The sequence below is a fragment of the Pseudomonas sp. JR33AA genome, from assembly GCF_021378985.1.
GTDB lineage: Bacteria > Pseudomonadota > Gammaproteobacteria > Pseudomonadales > Pseudomonadaceae > Aquipseudomonas > Aquipseudomonas alloputida.
Map to the genome: position 1 here is coordinate 1 of NZ_JAJSAW010000008.1, position 15,274 is coordinate 15,274.

Here is a 15,274-nt window from a genome sequence, read left to right on the forward strand (position 1 = left end):
TTCAAGAAGTTTGTCGTTCCGTTGTCGCTGGAAGTGGGGCGCATTATAAGGGGATTCGAGAGGGCGTCAACCTTTAATTTCAATGAAGTGGAATATAGGGGGAAAAAGACCGTATCAAGGCTACCAGGTGTTCGCCACAACGCATTTAGCGCCTGTGAGATCGAGCGCCGCCCGCGCGGCGCTTCGCGAGCAAGCTCGCTCCTACGTTTGTTTCGGGCCAGTCCCTCCTGTGCCGGGCGCGCGCGACCGCCTTGTTGGTACGACGCGATATCGAGCCATGCGCCAGGGCGTTCGCGCGCAAACCCCACAGGCATAATTGGCCCGAAACAAACGTAGGAGCGGGTTTACTCGCGAAGCGCCGCGCGGGCGGCGCTCGGTCTCACAGGCGCTGCAGGGGTTATGGCAGACACATATCACCGACAACACCATCTCAAGACATACCCACCCCACCTCTCCCCTAGAACAGCAACAACCAAACCCCAAAAAAAAAGCGGGGAGGCCTACCGGCCTCCCCGCTTCTATATAGCTACACCATCAGGCAATCACTCAGCCTTGAGGGTAACCCGGCCAAACGACTTCTTACCCGCCTGGCATACATGAGTAGCACCAAGGACAAACATGAAGTCCTTGTCGACCACGGCACCATCAACCTTCACCGCGCCGCCACTCAGCAAATCACGGGCCTGTGCCGAGTTCTTCACCAGCCCGGCCCGATTCAGCACGGCCGCGATCGGCAGATCTTCCGTCGCAGCCACTTCGATCTCCGGCAAGTCTTCCGGCAACTCGCCTTCCTTCATACGGTTGCCCGCAGCGCGGTGAGCATTGGCCGCAGCCTCCTCACCATGGAAGCGCGCCACAATCTCTTCCGCGAGCTTGATCTTGATGTCACGCGGGTTAGCCCCATTGGCTACATCAGCACGGAACTGCTCGATTTCTTCCATCGAACGGAAGCTCAGCAACTCGAAGTAACGCCACATCAGGGTATCCGGGATCGACACCAGCTTGCTGTACATCACACCCGGTGCTTCCTGGATGCCGACATAGTTGCCCAGCGACTTCGACATCTTCTTCACGCCGTCAAGCCCTTCGAGCAACGGCATGGTCACAATGTTCTGTGCTTCCTGCCCATACGACCGCTGCAGTTCACGCCCCATCAGCAGGTTGAACTTCTGGTCGGTACCACCCAGCTCCACATCCGCCTTCAGCGCCACCGAGTCATAGCCTTGCACCAACGGGTAGAGGAACTCGTGGATGGCAATCGGCTGGTTGGTGGTGTAACGCTTGTCGAAGTCGTCACGCTCCAGCATGCGCGCGACGGTGTACTGCGAAGCCAGGCGAATGAAGTCGGCAGGGGACAGCTTGTCCATCCACGTGGAGTTGAACGCGACTTCGGTCTTGGCCGGGTCGAGAATCTTGAATACCTGCTGCTTGTACGTCTCGGCGTTGTCCAGCACCTGCTCGCGGGTCAGCGGCGGGCGCGTGGCGCTCTTGCCGCTCGGGTCGCCGATCATGCCGGTGAAGTCACCGATCAGGAAGATTACCTGGTGACCCAGATCCTGGAACTGACGCAGCTTGTTGATCAGCACCGTGTGACCCAGGTGCAGGTCCGGAGCGGTCGGGTCGAAGCCGGCCTTGATACGCAGAGGTTGGCCGCGCTTGAGCTTCTCCACCAGTTCCGACTCGACCAGTACTTCTTCCGCACCGCGCTTGATAAGCGCCAGCTGCTCTTCAACCGACTTCATAGACAAACCCGCAAGGCTCAGATTCAGGGGGAGCCAACCATACAAGATCGGCCGTCAAATACAAGTTTCGCAAAGGAATGTGACCCGAGCACTGGCTTGCGGCGTCTACGCGCCCTTGCGTGAAAATGGATTTGGTTATATTTTATACAGTTATTTCATCTTCATCATGTCATTCATCTTTTCCATTTCACTTTTTTCAAAGTCACCTTGCCCATGACCAACGAACCGCCTAAAGCGCCCCCGCTTTATCCGAAGAGCCATCTGTTGGCCGCCAGCGGCATCGCCGCCCTGCTCAGCCTGGCTTTGCTGGTATTTCCTTCCAGCGAAGTGGAAGCCAAGAAAACCACCCTCAACCTTGAGCTCGAAAGCCCTGCCGAACAGCTGAAAGACGAATCCCGCGCCGCGCCACTGGTGCAAACCGAAGGTGAGCAAGGCTCGCCTTTCGCCCAGATCGAAGAGGCTACCCCCGAAACCCAGAAGGCCGATCAGCAGGCCCCGGCCGCCGCACCGGTTGCCGAGGCCACCAAGGAGCCTGGCCACCGCGAAGTCACCGTGGCCCGCGGCGATACCTTGTCCACCCTGTTCGCCAAGGTCGGCCTGCCAGCCAATGCGGTGCATGACTTGTTGGCCAACAACAAGCAGGCCAAGCAATTCAGCCAGCTCAAGCACGGCCAGGTCTTGCAATTCGAGCTCGACAAGGATGGCCAACTGGCCAGTCTGCACAGCAAAGTCAGCAACCTCGAAACCATCCGCCTGACTAAAACCGCCAAGGGCTACACATTCAACCGTGAAATCAGCAAACCGGTGATACGCACCGCCTATGCCCACGGCGTGATCAAGAGCTCGCTGTCAGCTTCCGCCCAGCGCGCCGGCCTGTCCCACAGCATGACCATGGACATGGCGCGCGTGCTGGGTTACGACATCGACTTCGCCCAGGATATTCGCCCAGGGGACGAGTTCGACGTGGTCTACGAACAGAAGGTGATGGACGGCAAGGTCGTCGGCACCGGTAACATCCTCTCTGCGCGCTTCACCAACCGCGGCAAAACCTACACTGCCGTGCGCTACACCAACAAGCAGGGCAACACTACCTACTACACCGCCGACGGCAACAGCCTGCGCAAGGCATTCATCCGTACCCCGGTGGACTTCGCCCGTATCAGCTCGCGCTTTTCCGCCGGTCGCAAGCACCCTATCCTGAACAAGATCCGCGCCCATAAAGGCGTCGACTACGCGGCCCCACGAGGTACACCGATCAAGGCAGCCGGTGACGGTCGCATCGAACTGGCCGGGCGCCGGGGTGGCTACGGCAATACCGTGATCATTCAGCATGGCAACCGCTACAAGACGCTGTATGGCCACATGCAGGGCTTTGCCAAAGGCATCAAGACCGGCAGTACGGTCAAGCAGGGCCAGATCATTGGCTACATCGGCACTACCGGCCTGTCCACCGGCCCACACCTGCACTACGAGTTCCAGGTCAACGGCGTGCACGTCGACCCGCTGAGCCAGAAGGTGCCAATGGCTGACCCGATTGCCAAGAACGAGCGTCAGCGCTTCCTGCAGCAAAGCCAGCCGCTGATCGCCCGCATGGATCAGGAAAAGGCCACCCTGCTCGCAGCGAACAAGCGCTAAGCCATGGCGCTCTACCTGGGGGTGATGTCCGGCACCAGCCTCGATGGCCTGGATATCGCCCTGATCGAACAAGGCGAGCAGCTTGAACTGCTCGCTACCCACTACCTGCCCATGCCCCCCGACCTGCGCCAGGACCTGCTGGCCCTGTGCAGCAGCGGCCCTGATGAGATCGCCCGTGCAGCACTGGCGGAAAACCGCTGGGCCAGCCTGGCCGGCGAAGGTATCCGCCAACTGCTGGTTCGCCAGGGACTGAAGCCCGAAGCCGTTCGCGCCATCGGCAGCCACGGTCAGACCATTCGCCATGAACCGGCCCGCGGCTTTACTGTGCAGATCGGTAACCCAGCACTGCTCGCCGAACTGACCGGCATCAGCGTGGTCGCCGACTTCCGCCGTCGCGACGTAGCTGCCGGCGGCCAGGGCGCGCCACTGGTACCGGCCTTCCACGAAACCTTGTTCAGCCAGCTTGGCCGACGCCTGGCAATCCTCAACGTAGGCGGTTTCAGCAACCTCAGCCTCATCGAACAGGACAAGCCGGTTCATGGGTTCGATTGCGGCCCGGGGAACGTGCTGCTGGATGCCTGGATCGAACGCGAGCTCGGCCACGCCTACGACGCAGATGGTGCCTGGGCTGCCTCGGGTGTGGTGCAACCCGGGTTGCTCAGCGTACTGATGGCTGACCCGTTCTTTGCCGGCAGCGGCCCGAAGAGTACCGGCCGCGAGGTGTTCAACCTGCCTTGGCTGGATCGCCACCTGGCCAACCTGCCGGCATACCGAGCCCAGGACGTGCAGGCGACACTGCTGGAGCTGACCGCACGCAGCATCATCGATTCGCTTGGCAACGCCCAGCAAGGCACCGAGGCGCTGCTGGTCTGTGGTGGGGGCGCCCGCAACGGCGCGCTGATGGCCCGTCTTGGCCAACTGCTACCCGCAGCCCGTGTAGCAAGCACTGGGGCCTATGGTGTAGACCCGGACTGGGTCGAAGCCATGGCCTTCGCCTGGCTGGCGCACTGCTGCCTGGAGGGTATCGCCGCCAACCGCCCCAGCGTCACTGCCGCCAAAGGCCTGCGCGTACTGGGCGCAATCTACCCGGCATAGCCGCTACGCCCGCAAAAAAAACGCCGCGCAATTGCGCGGCGTTTTCGTATGCCCGCCCTTAGATCGAGAACGACGACCCGCAACCGCAGGTGGTCGCGGCATTCGGGTTCTTGATCACGAAACGCGAACCTTCCAGGCCTTCCTGGTAGTCCACTTCGGCACCCGCCAGGTACTGGAAGCTCATTGGGTCGACCACCAGGGAAACGCCCTCGCGCTCGACAATGGTGTCATCTTCGGCCACGTCTTCATCGAAGGTGAAGCCGTACTGGAAGCCCGAGCAACCGCCACCGGTAACGAACACTCGCAGCTTCAGACGCTCATTGCCTTCCTCACTGACCAGGTTCTTCACCTTCTGGGCTGCCCCGTGGGTAAATTCCAGACCGGTAGGGGTGAAGGTTTCGACGCTCATGTTGATTCTCCCGGCGCGGTAGCCGCCATAAAACTCGATGACGCGCATTATCCGCTTTCCCGAGAAAATCGGTCAAGAATTGTGCGGCTTTAGTCGCGACCTGCAGAAAGGCCCGCACGACGCGGGCCTTTTTCAATGCTGGCGGCCTTACGGCAGCAAGCCGGCATGGGACAGGCCCATGCGTTCATCCAGCCCGAACAGGATGTTGAGGTTCTGCACCGCCTGGCCGGAGGCGCCCTTGACCAGGTTGTCGATCACCGACAGCACCACCACCAGGTCACCACCCTGCGGGCGATGAACGGCAATGCGGCAGACGTTGGCACCACGCACGCTACGGGTTTCCGGATGGCTGCCTGCTGGCATCACGTCGACGAACGGTTCATCGGCGTAGCGTTTCTCGAACAGCGCCTGCAGGTCGACGGAGGTATCGACCACGTTCGCGTAAAGGGTGGCGTGGATGCCACGGATCATCGGTGTCAGGTGCGGCACGAATGTCAGGCCGATATCCTTGCCAGCGGCCAGGCGCAAGCCTTGGCTGATCTCTGGCAGGTGACGGTGCCCCTTGACTGCATAGGCTTTCATGCTCTCGCCGGCCTCGCAGAACAGCGAACCCACCGCAGCGCCACGGCCAGCGCCGCTGACACCCGACTTGCAGTCGGCGATCAGGCGCGACGGGTCAGCCAGCCCTGCTTCCAGCAGCGGCAGGAAGCCCAGCTGGGTGGCAGTCGGATAGCAACCCGGCACAGCGATCAGGCGTGCCTGGCGGATCTTCTCGCGGTTGACTTCAGGCAGGCCATACACGGCGTCCTTGAGCAGCTCTGGCGCGCCATGGGGCTGACCGTACCACTTGCCCCACTCAGCGGCATCCTGCAGACGGAAGTCGGCAGACAGGTCGATCACCTTGGTGCCAGCCGCCAACAGCTCACCAGCCAGGGCGTGCGCAACACCATGTGGAGTGGCGAAGAACACCACATCACAGGCGGCCAGAGCCTTGCTGTCCGGCACGCTGAACGCCAAGCCGTCATAGTGGCCGCGCAGGTTCGGGTACATGTCCGCCACCGCCACGCCCGCCTCGGAGCGCGAAGTGATGACCGCCACTTCGGCCTGTGGATGCTGTGCCAGCAGACGCAACAGTTCGACGCCGGTGTAACCCGTGCCGCCGACGATACCGACCTTGATCATAACGCTTGCCCCTTATCAACGAGCCGTCTGGAAAGCGCACGATAATAGGGGCGCGGGGCGCCTGTAACAACTCTTCGGGTGACCCTTCGGGCGCTTGACCACTACTATCTGACGACCGTGATTATCTGAAGGAACTCCCTCCATGCTTTACCTATGGATCAAAGCGCTGCATATCGTCAGCGTGGTCTGCTGGTTCGCCGGCCTGTTCTACCTGCCCAGGCTGTTCGTCTACCACGCCCAGAGCCAGGACAGCATCAGCCAGGAACGCTTTGTGACCATGGAGCGCAAGCTGTATCGCGGCATCATGAACCCGGCGATGATCGCCACCTATGTTTTTGGCGCCTGGATGCTGTACCTCACCCCCGGCTGGCTGAGCCAGGGGTGGCTGCATGCCAAGCTCACCCTGGTGATCCTGCTGACCGGCTACCATCACGTGTGCGGTGCCCAGCGCAAACGCTTCGCCAATGGCACCAACGCCCGCAGCCACGTCTACTATCGCTGGTTCAACGAAGTGCCCGTGCTGATCCTACTGGGTATCGTCATTCTGGTGGTGGTGAAACCGTTCTGACATAGCCACCCGCTCAAGGAGCCTTGCCATGTCGCTACCTGCCTCGCTCGAACAACGCCTGCGGCTGCCGGTGGTTGCCGCGCCGATGTTCCTCATCTCCAACCCCCAACTGGTGCTGGCCTGCTGCGCCAGCGGCGTGGTTGGCAGTTTCCCGGCCCTGAACCAACGCGACAGCGCTGGCTTCAAGGCTTGGCTGGAGGAGATCGAGGCTGGCCTGGCTCAACTGCAGGCGCCAGCGCCCTACGCCGTCAACCTGATCGTCCACCCGACCAACCCGCGCCTGCAGGCCGACTTGGCCTTGTGCGTCGAACACCGTGTACCCATCGTTATCACCAGCCTGGGGGCGGTAAAGGAAGTGGTCGATGCCGTGCACGGCTACGGCGGCCTGGTGCTCCACGATGTCACCACCCGCCGGCATGCCGAAAAAGCCGCCGAAGCAGGTGTCGATGGCCTTATCGCCGTCGCCGCAGGCGCAGGCGGCCATGCCGGCACCTGGAGCCCGTTCGCCCTGGCAGCAGAAATTCGCCAGTTCTTCGACAAGACCCTGCTGCTGGCTGGTTGCATTAACCACGGCCACGAAATCCTGGCCGCACAACTGCTGGGGGCGGACCTGGCGTACATGGGCACGCGCTTCATCGCCACCACAGAAAGCCAGGCTCAGGGCGCCTACAAACAGATGCTGCTGGATGCCCATGCCGCCGACATCATCCACACACCCGTGGTGTCCGGCATCCCCGCCAGCTTCCTGCGTCAGAGCCTGGAGCAGGCCGGCTACGACATGAACACCCTCAAGGGAGGGCAGGTGCAAGGCAAGCTCAAACCGATCGATGACGAAGCCAAGGCCTGGAAGACCGTATGGTCAGCGGGCCAGGGCGTCGGAGACATCCATGACCTGCCCAGCGCCAGCGCATTGATCGAGCGCCTGCATGGCGAGTACCGACAAGCCCTGGAACGCTGCCAGGTTTTGCGCGCCCGCGCCTTGTAGCAAAAGGCAACACCTTGCACGGGCAAGTTGTACACTAGGCGCCCTCTTCCGCCCCCAGGAGCCTTGCATGACCCGTTACGCCATGATCACTGGTGCTTCCAGCGGCCTGGGCCTGGCCTTGGCGGAAGCGCTGGCACGGCGCGGGCGCAACCTGATCCTGGTGGCACGCCAACGAGAAACGCTGGAGCCTGTCGCCATCGAGCTGACCCAGCGTTTCGGTGTCGAGGTGCTGTTCCGCGCCTGCGACCTCAGTCAGCCGTTGCGCCTTTCAGGCTTCGTGCTAGAGCTGGAAGAAGGTGAGCGGCGTATCGATTTGCTGGTCAACTGCGCAGGCTTGCGCACCTATGGGCCGTTCCTGGCCCATGAATGGGCCGACGAACAAGATCTGCTGGAAGTCAACGTGCTGGCCCTGAGCCGCCTGTGCCACGCCATCGGTAACCTGATGGCGATACAGGGTGGCGGGCAGATTCTCAACGTCGCCGGGCTGGCCGGGGTGGCACCTGGCCCATGGATGGCCGCCTATGCCGCCAGCAAGGCTTACGTGTTGAGCTTTTCCCAGGCCCTGCGCGAAGAACTCAAGCGCACCGGCATCAAGGTCTCTGTACTGTGCCCTGGCCCGGTACGTTCCGCACGCCGGCGCATTGCGCGGCTCGATGGCAAGCCGCGCTGTCTCAGCCCAGAGGAAGTGGCGCTGTACACCGTGCGGGCACTGGACAAGAACCGCGCACTGATCATGCCCGGCCGGCGCAACCGCTGGCTGGCGTTCGCACCGCGCCTGTTGCCGCGCTGGGTGGTGCGCAAGCTGGCCGGAGCGATCCACCGCCGCTATTGCCCCTTAGGCATGGAATAGCTACTGGGCGAGCGGCGCCCGTCTGAGTACACTCGGCCCGACCCTCACCATGGAGCAAGTGCTGTGGACGATCTATTCCTCAAAATCATCAACCGGGAAATCCCGGCAGATATCATCTATGAAGACGACCAGATCCTGGCCTTCAAGGACATTGCACCCGCGGCACCGGTACATTTTCTGGTCATCCCGAAAAAGCACATTCGCACCCTCAATGACCTGACCGAAGAAGACAAGGCCCTGGCTGGCCACATCCTGTTCACCGCCCAGCGCCTGGCTGTCGAACAAGGCTGCGAGGAAGGTTTCCGCGTGGTCATGAACTGCAACCCCAAAGGCGGCCAGACCGTCTACCACATCCATATGCACGTGCTTGGCCAGCGCCAGATGAACTGGCCACCGGGCTGACCCACGACAAGCGACCCCGCCGCTATTGCGGTAAACTGTCGGGCACATTCTTGCGGAGGTGCCCGATGGCTACCGAACGTCACTACTCGCCGCTCGACCGCTTGTTGCTGCAGGCCGATACTGCCATGCGCACCTTGCTGCCTTTCAGCGGCCAACCCGCCCGGCCATCGCCGGCCATCGTCCAGCCAGACGTCGACCTGGACGAGCTACGGGCCCGTCATATTGCCGGGCTGATGCGCATCAACCATACCGGTGAAGTCTGCGCCCAGGCGCTGTACCAAGGCCAGGCCCTGACCGCCAAGCTGCCGTCAGTGCGCAAGGCCATGGAGCATGCCGCCGAGGAAGAAGTGGACCACCTGGCCTGGTGCGAGCAGCGTATTCGCCAGCTGAACAGCCACCCGAGCGTGCTCAACCCTCTGTTCTACGGCATGTCGTTCGGCATTGGCGCGCTGGCCGGGCTGGTCAGCGACAAGGTCAGCCTGGGCTTCGTCGCCGCTACCGAACATCAGGTGTGCAAGCATCTCGACGAGCACCTGGAGCAGCTCCCGCCCGAAGATGAAAAATCACGGGCCATTCTCGAGCAAATGCGCATCGACGAAGAGCAGCACGCCGAGTCTGCACTGGAAGCCGGTGGTTATCGCTTCCCGGCCCCCGTCCGTTTTGGCATGAGCTTGCTGGCCAAGGTCATGACCAAGAGCACATACCGCATCTGAAGGCATCACCATGACGGATCGATTCGACGCCAAGGACCTGGCGCGCGCCGTGCAGGCAGGCATTCTCCAACCAGGGCAGGACCAAAGCCTGTTGGCGTTTCTGCGCCAGCAAGCCGCACCACGTGGCAGCTTTCAGCTGGCCCATGTTGCCTTCTACTTTGGCGCCATGCTGATCATGGCGGCCCTGGGCTGGTTGCTCACCGAGGCCTGGATGAGCCTCGGTGACGGCGCGTTGTTGATCATCGTCAGCCTCTACATCCTGCTGATCACCTTGTTCGCCCTCAATCTGCAACGCCGCGCCCAGCCCGTCGCCGCCGGCGTGCTGGCAGCAGTAGCAGTCAGCATTGTGCCGCTGGCGGTATTCGCTATCGAACGCATGATCGGCTGGTGGCCACTGGACGATGCGCAGGCCGACTACCACCAGTACTACACCTACGTGCAGGGCGGCTGGCTGGCGATGGAAGCAGCCACGGTGCTTGCCGGGCTGCTAATGCTGCGGCTGATCCCCTACCCGTTCATCGTCATGCCCATGGCCGTGGCCTTGTGGTTCATGTCGATGGACCTTAGCGAGTGGTTCTTCGGCTCTCCGTTCAGTTGGGAGCAGCGTCGCCACGTATCCCTGTGGTTTGGGCTGGGCTTGCTGGTGGTTTTCCTCGTGATAGACGGCCGCACGCGTGAAGACTACGCCCGTTGGGGTTACCTCGCCGGGCTGGCAGCATTCTGGGGCGGGTTGACGCTGCTGGACAGCGGGAGTGAGTTGGGCAAGGCCATGTACTGCCTGATCAACATTGCGCTGATGGGCATGGCGGTGCTGCTGCGTCGCCCGGTGTTCATGGTGTTTGGTGCGCTGGGGGTGGCGGCTTACCTGGGATATCTGTCGTACGAGGTGTTTGCCCAGTCGTTGCTGTTCCCGGTGGTGCTGACCATGATCGGGCTGGGGGTTATCTGGCTTGGACTGGTTTACCAGAAGCGCCGGGAGCGGTTGAGCCAGGCGCTAAGAAGCAGTCTTCCGCAATGGTTACGGATGGCCCTTCCGGCCCTGCGCAACTGAAGCTCGCCCGGGGCGCATGTGGGAGCGGGTTCGCCCGCTTCCACGAGGGCGGCAAGCGGCCCCGAAAACCCAGCCTTAACCCAGCTCTACGATTTCGTACCCATGGGTAATCTCAACCCCGGCACGCTCGAGCATGATCGAAGCCGAGCAATACTTTTCCGCCGACAGTTCCACAGCCCGCTTGACCTGCGCTTCTTTCAGCCCACGCCCCTTCACCACGAAGTTCATGTGAATCTTGGTGAACACCTTCGGGTCTTCGCTGGCGCGCTCTGCTTCCAGAAATGCCTCGCAGCTTTCCACTGCCTGGCGCGACTTCTTCAAAATGCTCACCACATCAAAGCTGCTGCAGCCACCCAGGCCCAGCAACAGCATTTCCATCGGTCGCACGCCCAGGTTGCGGCCGCCGGCCTCGGGCGGGCCGTCCATTACGACGACATGGCCGCTCCCCGATTCGCCGAGAAACATTGCCTCACCGGCCCACTGGATACGTGCCTTCATCTACCCGGACTCCTGATTTTCGGAAAAGGGTGTCAGCTTAGACCTTGTGCAGCTGTGGGAAAAGCACGAGATGTGTCGGTTTAGTACCGAAACATCCTGTAGTGTCTGATAAGCTGGCGCCAAATGACTGGCGCTCGCCGTCAGCCAACCTCTATAAAAAGCCTATGCGTCGTATCGAACAGGATTTCGTGATGGTTGCCTCCGCCCTACCCGCCAAGATAAAGAACATCGACAAGCTGCTGGTACACTGCCAGCGCCGCCGCTACACCGCCAAAAGCAATATCATCTGCGCCGGCGACCAGGCCGAGACACTGTCGTTCATCATCAAGGGTTCGGTCACCATCCTCATCGAGGACGACGAGGGCCATGAAATGATCATCGCCTACCTCAACAATGGCGATTTCTTTGGCGAGCTAGGCCTGTTCGAGCCCGTTGATGGCGTTCAGCAGCGCAGTGCCTGGGTACGCGCCAAGACCGAATGCGAAGTGGCCGAAATCAGCTACGAGAAGTTTCGCGAACTGGCGCGCCAGGAGCCTGAAATCCTCTATGCCCTGGGTAGCCAGATGGCCCAGCGTCTGCGCAACACTACCCGCAAGGTAGGCGATCTGGCATTTTTCGACGTGACCGGGCGCGTTGCCCGTTGCCTGCTGGAACTGTGCAAGCAGCCCGACGCCATGACCCACCCCGATGGCATGCAAATCAAGATTACCCGTCAGGAAATCGGCCGAATCGTCGGTTGCTCTCGGGAAATGGTCGGCCGCGTTCTCAAGGACCTCGAGGAACGCAGCCTGGTGCAGGTCAAGGGCAAGACCATGGTGGTCTACGGCACCCGCTAGTCCTTGGGCAACTCGGCCAGTACCTTGGCGTAGGCCTGCGAAAGGCGCTCGAACCAGGGCGCTGCCGGCGCCACTTCGTGCAGGGCGATGTGCGCATCGGCGCGACAGCGCTGCTCCAGCTCACAGCACTCGTTGAAGCGGTTGACCGCGGCCACCATCGACTCACGCTCGTTGTCCAGCAGCAACGCACCGTGCACCAGCACCACCGGGCGCTTGCCACCCAGGCCCTGACGCCAGCGCTGGGCGGTACCCACCAGTTTGCGGCCATTGAGGTTGACGTTGTAGCGGCCATCGCAGAAGGCCCCGTCGATTTCCCCGACTGAAGCTACCCCGCCCCACTCGCGCAGCACATCGCACAGCGGCAGACACAGGCGCTCGTAGGCATTTTCGATACGGCCGTGGTCGCCTTCGCTGCGCGGCGCGGCGTAGACCAGTGCAACGTTCACCGTCGAATGCGACTGCGGCACCGGCTCACCGCCGGTTTCTCGCAGCAGCACTGGCCAGCCAGCAATGGCCAATTCCGCGCAGGCGACCTCGAAGTTGCCCAGCCGGCTCATGCGCCGAGGCATGACCAGCGCGTGGTCGGTGGGGCGCCAGAACAGCACACCACTCTCGCGTTCGCCGCGGCAGACGGCGGCCAGCAGTTCCTGCTCGGCGTGCAGGCCCTGTTCGACAGTCAGGGCCAGGGGTTGATCGGTCATTGATCCACCTATGATGTTGATTTCAAGGGCCTCTTCGCGGGTAAACCCGCGCCTACAACCGGACGCATACCCGGGTAGAAACGGGCTTACAAAAAAGCCGGCAAAAACGCCGGCTTCATTTGATCAGTCCAGTTGCTGAACAGTCTTCTTCACCTGTTCGGGGAAGAACAGCCGCTGTAATTCCAGGCCAGGCTGCTCGGCGCGCATGAACGCCTCCCCCACCAGGAACGAGTAAACCTCATTAATTGCCATCAGCTCCACATCGGCCCGGTTGAGAATACCGCTTTCGGTAATCGCCAGACGGTCACGCGGTATGCGCGGCAGCAGGTCAAGGGTGGTTTCCAGGCTGACCTCGAAGGTGTGCAGGTTGCGGTTGTTCACCCCCACCAGCGGCGTATCCAGGGTTTTAAGCGCGCGCTCCAGTTCATCGCCATCGTGCACTTCTACCAGCACGTCGAGGCCGACGTCCTTGGCAGTGGCGGCCAGTTCAGCCATCTTCACGTCATCCAGCGCCGACACGATCAGCAGTACACAATCTGCCCCCAGGGCCCGGGCTTCGACGATCTGGTAAGGGTCGACCATGAAGTCCTTGCGGATCACCGGCAGCGAAACCGCTGCGCGGGCCTGCTGCAGGTACTCATCGGCACCCTGGAAATAGTCGACATCGGTCAACACCGACAGGCAGGTGGCCCCGCCCTTCTCGTAGCTGACCGCGATTTCCGCTGGCACGAAGTGCTCGCGGATCACGCCCTTGCTTGGCGAAGCCTTCTTGATTTCGGCAATCACCGCTGGCTGCTTGCGCTTGGCTTGCTCGATCAGCGCGTTGGCGAAGCCTCGCGGGGCGTCAGCGGCCTTGGCCAGGCCCTCCAGTTCGGCGAAGCTGACGCGCGCACTGCGCTCGGCCACTTCCTGAAACTTGCGGGCAATGATCCTTTCCAGCACCGTCGGCACACTCATGCTTCGTTCTCCACCTTGAATACTGCAGTAAAGGCACCCAATTCCTGCAGCTTTTCCCAGGCCAGGCCGGTGTGCAGTACATCATGGGCCAGTTCTACACCCGCTCTCAGGCTCATGGCATGGTCAGCGGCATACAGCGCCGCGCCAGCATTGAGCACGATCATCTCGGCGGCCTTCTGACCATTCTCGGTCTTGCGCCGGCCCAGCGCATCGCGGATCAACTCCAGCGAAGCCTGAGGGCTCTCGACAGCCAGGCCATGAAGGCTCTGGCTCTTCATGCCGAGGTCTTCCGGCTCAACCCAATATTCAGTGATTTCGTCGTTTTTCAGTTCGGCAACGAAGGTGGGTGCAGCCAGGCTGAACTCGTCCAGGCCATCCTTCGAGTGCACGACCAGCACATGCTTGCTACCCAGGCGCTGCAGCACCTCAGCCAGCGGGCGGCAAAGGGTTTGCGCGAACACACCGACCACCTGATGCTTCACTCCGGCCGGATTCGTAAGCGGGCCGAGCATATTGAACAGGGTGCGCAACCCCAGTTCTCGACGTGGACCAGCGGCATGTTTCATGGCCGAGTGGTGACTTTGCGCGAACATGAAGCCGATGCCCAGGCTGTCGATGCAGCGTGCCACTTGAGTTGGCGTCAGGTTCAGGTAGATGCCGGCAGCTTCCAGCAGGTCGGCACTGCCGCTCTTGCCCGATACTGCGCGGTTACCATGCTTGGCCACCGGGCAGCCCGCCGCCGCCAGGACGAAGGACGAAGCGGTGGACACGTTGAAGATGTTCGCACCATCACCGCCGGTACCGACAATATCAACGACACCGTCGAGGCTTTGCAGCTCGACCTTTTCGGCCAGCTCACGCATCACCGAGACCGCACCGACGATTTCGTCGATGCTTTCGCTTTTCATGCGCATGCCCATCAGGAAAGCGCCTATCTGCGCCTCGCTGCACTGACCGGTCATGATCTGGCGCATGACCTCGCGCATTTCTTCGGTAGTCAGGTCCAACTGGCCGACGATACGGCTCAACGCACTCTTGATATCCATGTTCGATCCTTAACGGCGGCCGCCGGTCTGCTTGAGGAAGTTGGCGAACAGTTCGTGGCCCTGTTCGGTCAGGATCGACTCAGGGTGGAATTGCACCCCTTCGATATTCAGCGTCTTGTGGCGCAGGCCCATGATCTCATCCACCGAACCGTCGGCATGGGAGGTCCAGGCGGTAACTTCCAGGCAGTCGGGCAAGGTTTCACGCTTTACCACCAGCGAGTGGTAACGGGTCACGGTCAGCGGGTTGTTAAGGCTGGCGAACACGCCCAGGTCGCGGTGATATACCGGGCTGGTCTTGCCGTGCATGACCTGGCGTGCACGTACAACGTCGCCGCCAAAGGCCTGCCCGATTGACTGGTGGCCCAGGCATACGCCGAGAATTGGCAACTTCCCGGCGAAATGCAGGATGGCCTCGATGGACACGCCCGCCTCGCTTGGCGTGCACGGGCCCGGGGATACGACGATGCGCTCAGGGTTGAGGGCCTCGATCTGGGCAATGGTCAATTCGTCATTGCGAATAACCTTGACCTCGGCACCCAGCTCGCCAAGGTACTGAACGACGTTGTAAGTGAATGAGTCGTAATTGTCGATCATCAGTAACATG

At 61.6% G+C, this 15,274-nt stretch carries 17 protein-coding genes; 9 read left to right on the forward strand and 8 right to left on the reverse strand.

Going from position 1 to position 15,274, the window contains the following annotated elements:
- Positions 1–542: 542 nt before the first annotated feature.
- Entirely contained in the window at positions 543–1,742 is a 1,200-nt protein-coding gene (gene tyrS / locus LVS58_RS14560) for a tyrosine--tRNA ligase (protein WP_233691671.1), read from the reverse strand.
- Positions 1,743–1,955: 213 nt separating this feature from the next.
- Between tyrS and LVS58_RS14565 the strand changes: the two genes are divergently transcribed.
- Together LVS58_RS14565 and LVS58_RS14570 are read left to right on the forward strand one after the other, a co-directional pair.
- The gene (locus tag LVS58_RS14565) at positions 1,956–3,377 is read left to right on the forward strand and encodes a peptidoglycan DD-metalloendopeptidase family protein (RefSeq protein ID WP_233691672.1); all 1,422 of its coding nucleotides are present in this window, start codon (positions 1,956–1,958) and stop codon (positions 3,375–3,377) included.
- A gap of 3 nt (positions 3,378–3,380) precedes the next feature.
- Entirely contained in the window at positions 3,381–4,472 is a 1,092-nt protein-coding gene (locus LVS58_RS14570) for an anhydro-N-acetylmuramic acid kinase (protein WP_233691673.1), read from the forward strand.
- Positions 4,473–4,530: 58 nt separating this feature from the next.
- On the opposite strand, the gene erpA is transcribed toward LVS58_RS14570, so the two are convergent.
- Together erpA and argC are read right to left on the reverse strand one after the other, a co-directional pair.
- Complete coding sequence (erpA, locus tag LVS58_RS14575; protein ID WP_233691674.1) at positions 4,531–4,881, reverse strand: iron-sulfur cluster insertion protein ErpA; 351 nt, start codon at positions 4,879–4,881, stop codon at positions 4,531–4,533.
- 147 nt (positions 4,882–5,028) lie between these two features.
- Positions 5,029–6,063: an N-acetyl-gamma-glutamyl-phosphate reductase gene (gene argC, locus LVS58_RS14580; RefSeq protein WP_012270224.1), complete on the reverse strand. Its 1,035-nt coding sequence runs from the start codon at positions 6,061–6,063 to the stop codon at positions 5,029–5,031.
- A 142-nt stretch (positions 6,064–6,205) separates the two neighbouring features.
- Between argC and hemJ the strand changes: the two genes are divergently transcribed.
- The 6 genes from hemJ (at position 6,206) to LVS58_RS14610 (ending at position 10,632) form a co-directional block, all read left to right on the forward strand.
- Positions 6,206–6,631, forward strand: coding sequence for a protoporphyrinogen oxidase HemJ (gene hemJ / locus LVS58_RS14585; protein WP_233691675.1), 426 nt, complete (start codon positions 6,206–6,208; stop codon positions 6,629–6,631).
- 28 nt (positions 6,632–6,659) lie between these two features.
- Complete coding sequence (locus tag LVS58_RS14590) at positions 6,660–7,616, forward strand: NAD(P)H-dependent flavin oxidoreductase (RefSeq protein WP_233691676.1); 957 nt, start codon at positions 6,660–6,662, stop codon at positions 7,614–7,616.
- Between the two features lie 67 nt (positions 7,617–7,683).
- Positions 7,684–8,466: an SDR family NAD(P)-dependent oxidoreductase gene (locus LVS58_RS14595; RefSeq protein WP_233691677.1), complete on the forward strand. Its 783-nt coding sequence runs from the start codon at positions 7,684–7,686 to the stop codon at positions 8,464–8,466.
- 63 nt (positions 8,467–8,529) lie between these two features.
- On the forward strand, positions 8,530–8,868 hold the full coding sequence (locus LVS58_RS14600) for a histidine triad nucleotide-binding protein (RefSeq protein WP_003255518.1): 339 nt from the start codon (positions 8,530–8,532) through the stop codon (positions 8,866–8,868).
- Between the two features lie 65 nt (positions 8,869–8,933).
- Positions 8,934–9,581 (forward strand): 2-polyprenyl-3-methyl-6-methoxy-1,4-benzoquinone monooxygenase, encoded by a 648-nt coding sequence (coq7, locus tag LVS58_RS14605; protein ID WP_233691678.1) that lies wholly within the window; start codon positions 8,934–8,936, stop codon positions 9,579–9,581.
- Between the two features lie 10 nt (positions 9,582–9,591).
- The gene (locus LVS58_RS14610; protein WP_233691679.1) at positions 9,592–10,632 is read left to right on the forward strand and encodes a DUF2157 domain-containing protein; all 1,041 of its coding nucleotides are present in this window, start codon (positions 9,592–9,594) and stop codon (positions 10,630–10,632) included.
- A 75-nt stretch (positions 10,633–10,707) separates the two neighbouring features.
- On the opposite strand, the gene LVS58_RS14615 is transcribed toward LVS58_RS14610, so the two are convergent.
- The gene (locus LVS58_RS14615) at positions 10,708–11,130 is read right to left on the reverse strand and encodes an OsmC family protein (RefSeq protein WP_004376171.1); all 423 of its coding nucleotides are present in this window, start codon (positions 11,128–11,130) and stop codon (positions 10,708–10,710) included.
- A gap of 191 nt (positions 11,131–11,321) precedes the next feature.
- Between LVS58_RS14615 and crp the strand changes: the two genes are divergently transcribed.
- Positions 11,322–11,966, forward strand: coding sequence for a cAMP-activated global transcriptional regulator CRP (crp, locus tag LVS58_RS14620; protein ID WP_233691680.1), 645 nt, complete (start codon positions 11,322–11,324; stop codon positions 11,964–11,966).
- Here crp and LVS58_RS14625 read toward each other — a convergent pair.
- From LVS58_RS14625 to LVS58_RS14640, 4 genes are all read right to left on the reverse strand, one after another.
- Entirely contained in the window at positions 11,963–12,667 is a 705-nt protein-coding gene (locus LVS58_RS14625) for a lipoate--protein ligase family protein (RefSeq protein WP_209968346.1), read from the reverse strand. The two genes, crp and LVS58_RS14625, sit on opposite strands and share 4 nt — an antisense overlap.
- 123 nt (positions 12,668–12,790) lie before the next feature.
- The gene (trpC, locus tag LVS58_RS14630) at positions 12,791–13,624 is read right to left on the reverse strand and encodes an indole-3-glycerol phosphate synthase TrpC (RefSeq protein ID WP_103443394.1); all 834 of its coding nucleotides are present in this window, start codon (positions 13,622–13,624) and stop codon (positions 12,791–12,793) included.
- The gene (gene trpD, locus LVS58_RS14635; protein ID WP_233691681.1) at positions 13,621–14,670 is read right to left on the reverse strand and encodes an anthranilate phosphoribosyltransferase; all 1,050 of its coding nucleotides are present in this window, start codon (positions 14,668–14,670) and stop codon (positions 13,621–13,623) included. Before trpD ends, trpC begins: the two co-directional genes overlap by 4 nt.
- Positions 14,671–14,679: 9 nt before the next feature.
- A complete protein-coding gene (locus LVS58_RS14640; protein WP_004574924.1) occupies positions 14,680–15,273 on the reverse strand; it encodes an aminodeoxychorismate/anthranilate synthase component II in 594 nt (197 codons plus the stop codon).
- Between the last annotated feature and the right edge of the window lies 1 nt (position 15,274).

Excerpts from the sequence above, each read along its gene's own strand:
- tyrS (WP_233691671.1), bottom strand. The coding sequence starts at position 1,742 with ATGAAGTCGGTTGAAGAGCAGCTGGCGCTTATCAAGCGCGGTGCGGAA.
- LVS58_RS14565 (WP_233691672.1), top strand. The coding sequence starts at position 1,956 with ATGACCAACGAACCGCCTAAAGCGCCCCCGCTTTATCCGAAGAGCCAT.
- LVS58_RS14570 (WP_233691673.1), top strand. The coding sequence starts at position 3,381 with ATGGCGCTCTACCTGGGGGTGATGTCCGGCACCAGCCTCGATGGCCTG.
- erpA (WP_233691674.1), bottom strand. The coding sequence starts at position 4,881 with ATGAGCGTCGAAACCTTCACCCCTACCGGTCTGGAATTTACCCACGGG.
- argC (WP_012270224.1), bottom strand. The coding sequence starts at position 6,063 with ATGATCAAGGTCGGTATCGTCGGCGGCACGGGTTACACCGGCGTCGAA.
- hemJ (WP_233691675.1), top strand. The coding sequence starts at position 6,206 with ATGCTTTACCTATGGATCAAAGCGCTGCATATCGTCAGCGTGGTCTGC.
- LVS58_RS14590 (WP_233691676.1), top strand. The coding sequence starts at position 6,660 with ATGTCGCTACCTGCCTCGCTCGAACAACGCCTGCGGCTGCCGGTGGTT.
- LVS58_RS14595 (WP_233691677.1), top strand. The coding sequence starts at position 7,684 with ATGACCCGTTACGCCATGATCACTGGTGCTTCCAGCGGCCTGGGCCTG.
- coq7 (WP_233691678.1), top strand. The coding sequence starts at position 8,934 with ATGGCTACCGAACGTCACTACTCGCCGCTCGACCGCTTGTTGCTGCAG.
- LVS58_RS14610 (WP_233691679.1), top strand. The coding sequence starts at position 9,592 with ATGACGGATCGATTCGACGCCAAGGACCTGGCGCGCGCCGTGCAGGCA.
- LVS58_RS14615 (WP_004376171.1), bottom strand. The coding sequence starts at position 11,130 with ATGAAGGCACGTATCCAGTGGGCCGGTGAGGCAATGTTTCTCGGCGAA.
- crp (WP_233691680.1), top strand. The coding sequence starts at position 11,322 with ATGGTTGCCTCCGCCCTACCCGCCAAGATAAAGAACATCGACAAGCTG.
- LVS58_RS14625 (WP_209968346.1), bottom strand. The coding sequence starts at position 12,667 with ATGACCGATCAACCCCTGGCCCTGACTGTCGAACAGGGCCTGCACGCC.
- trpC (WP_103443394.1), bottom strand. The coding sequence starts at position 13,624 with ATGAGTGTGCCGACGGTGCTGGAAAGGATCATTGCCCGCAAGTTTCAG.
- trpD (WP_233691681.1), bottom strand. The coding sequence starts at position 14,670 with ATGGATATCAAGAGTGCGTTGAGCCGTATCGTCGGCCAGTTGGACCTG.
- LVS58_RS14640 (WP_004574924.1), bottom strand. The coding sequence starts at position 15,273 with ATGTTACTGATGATCGACAATTACGACTCATTCACTTACAACGTCGTT.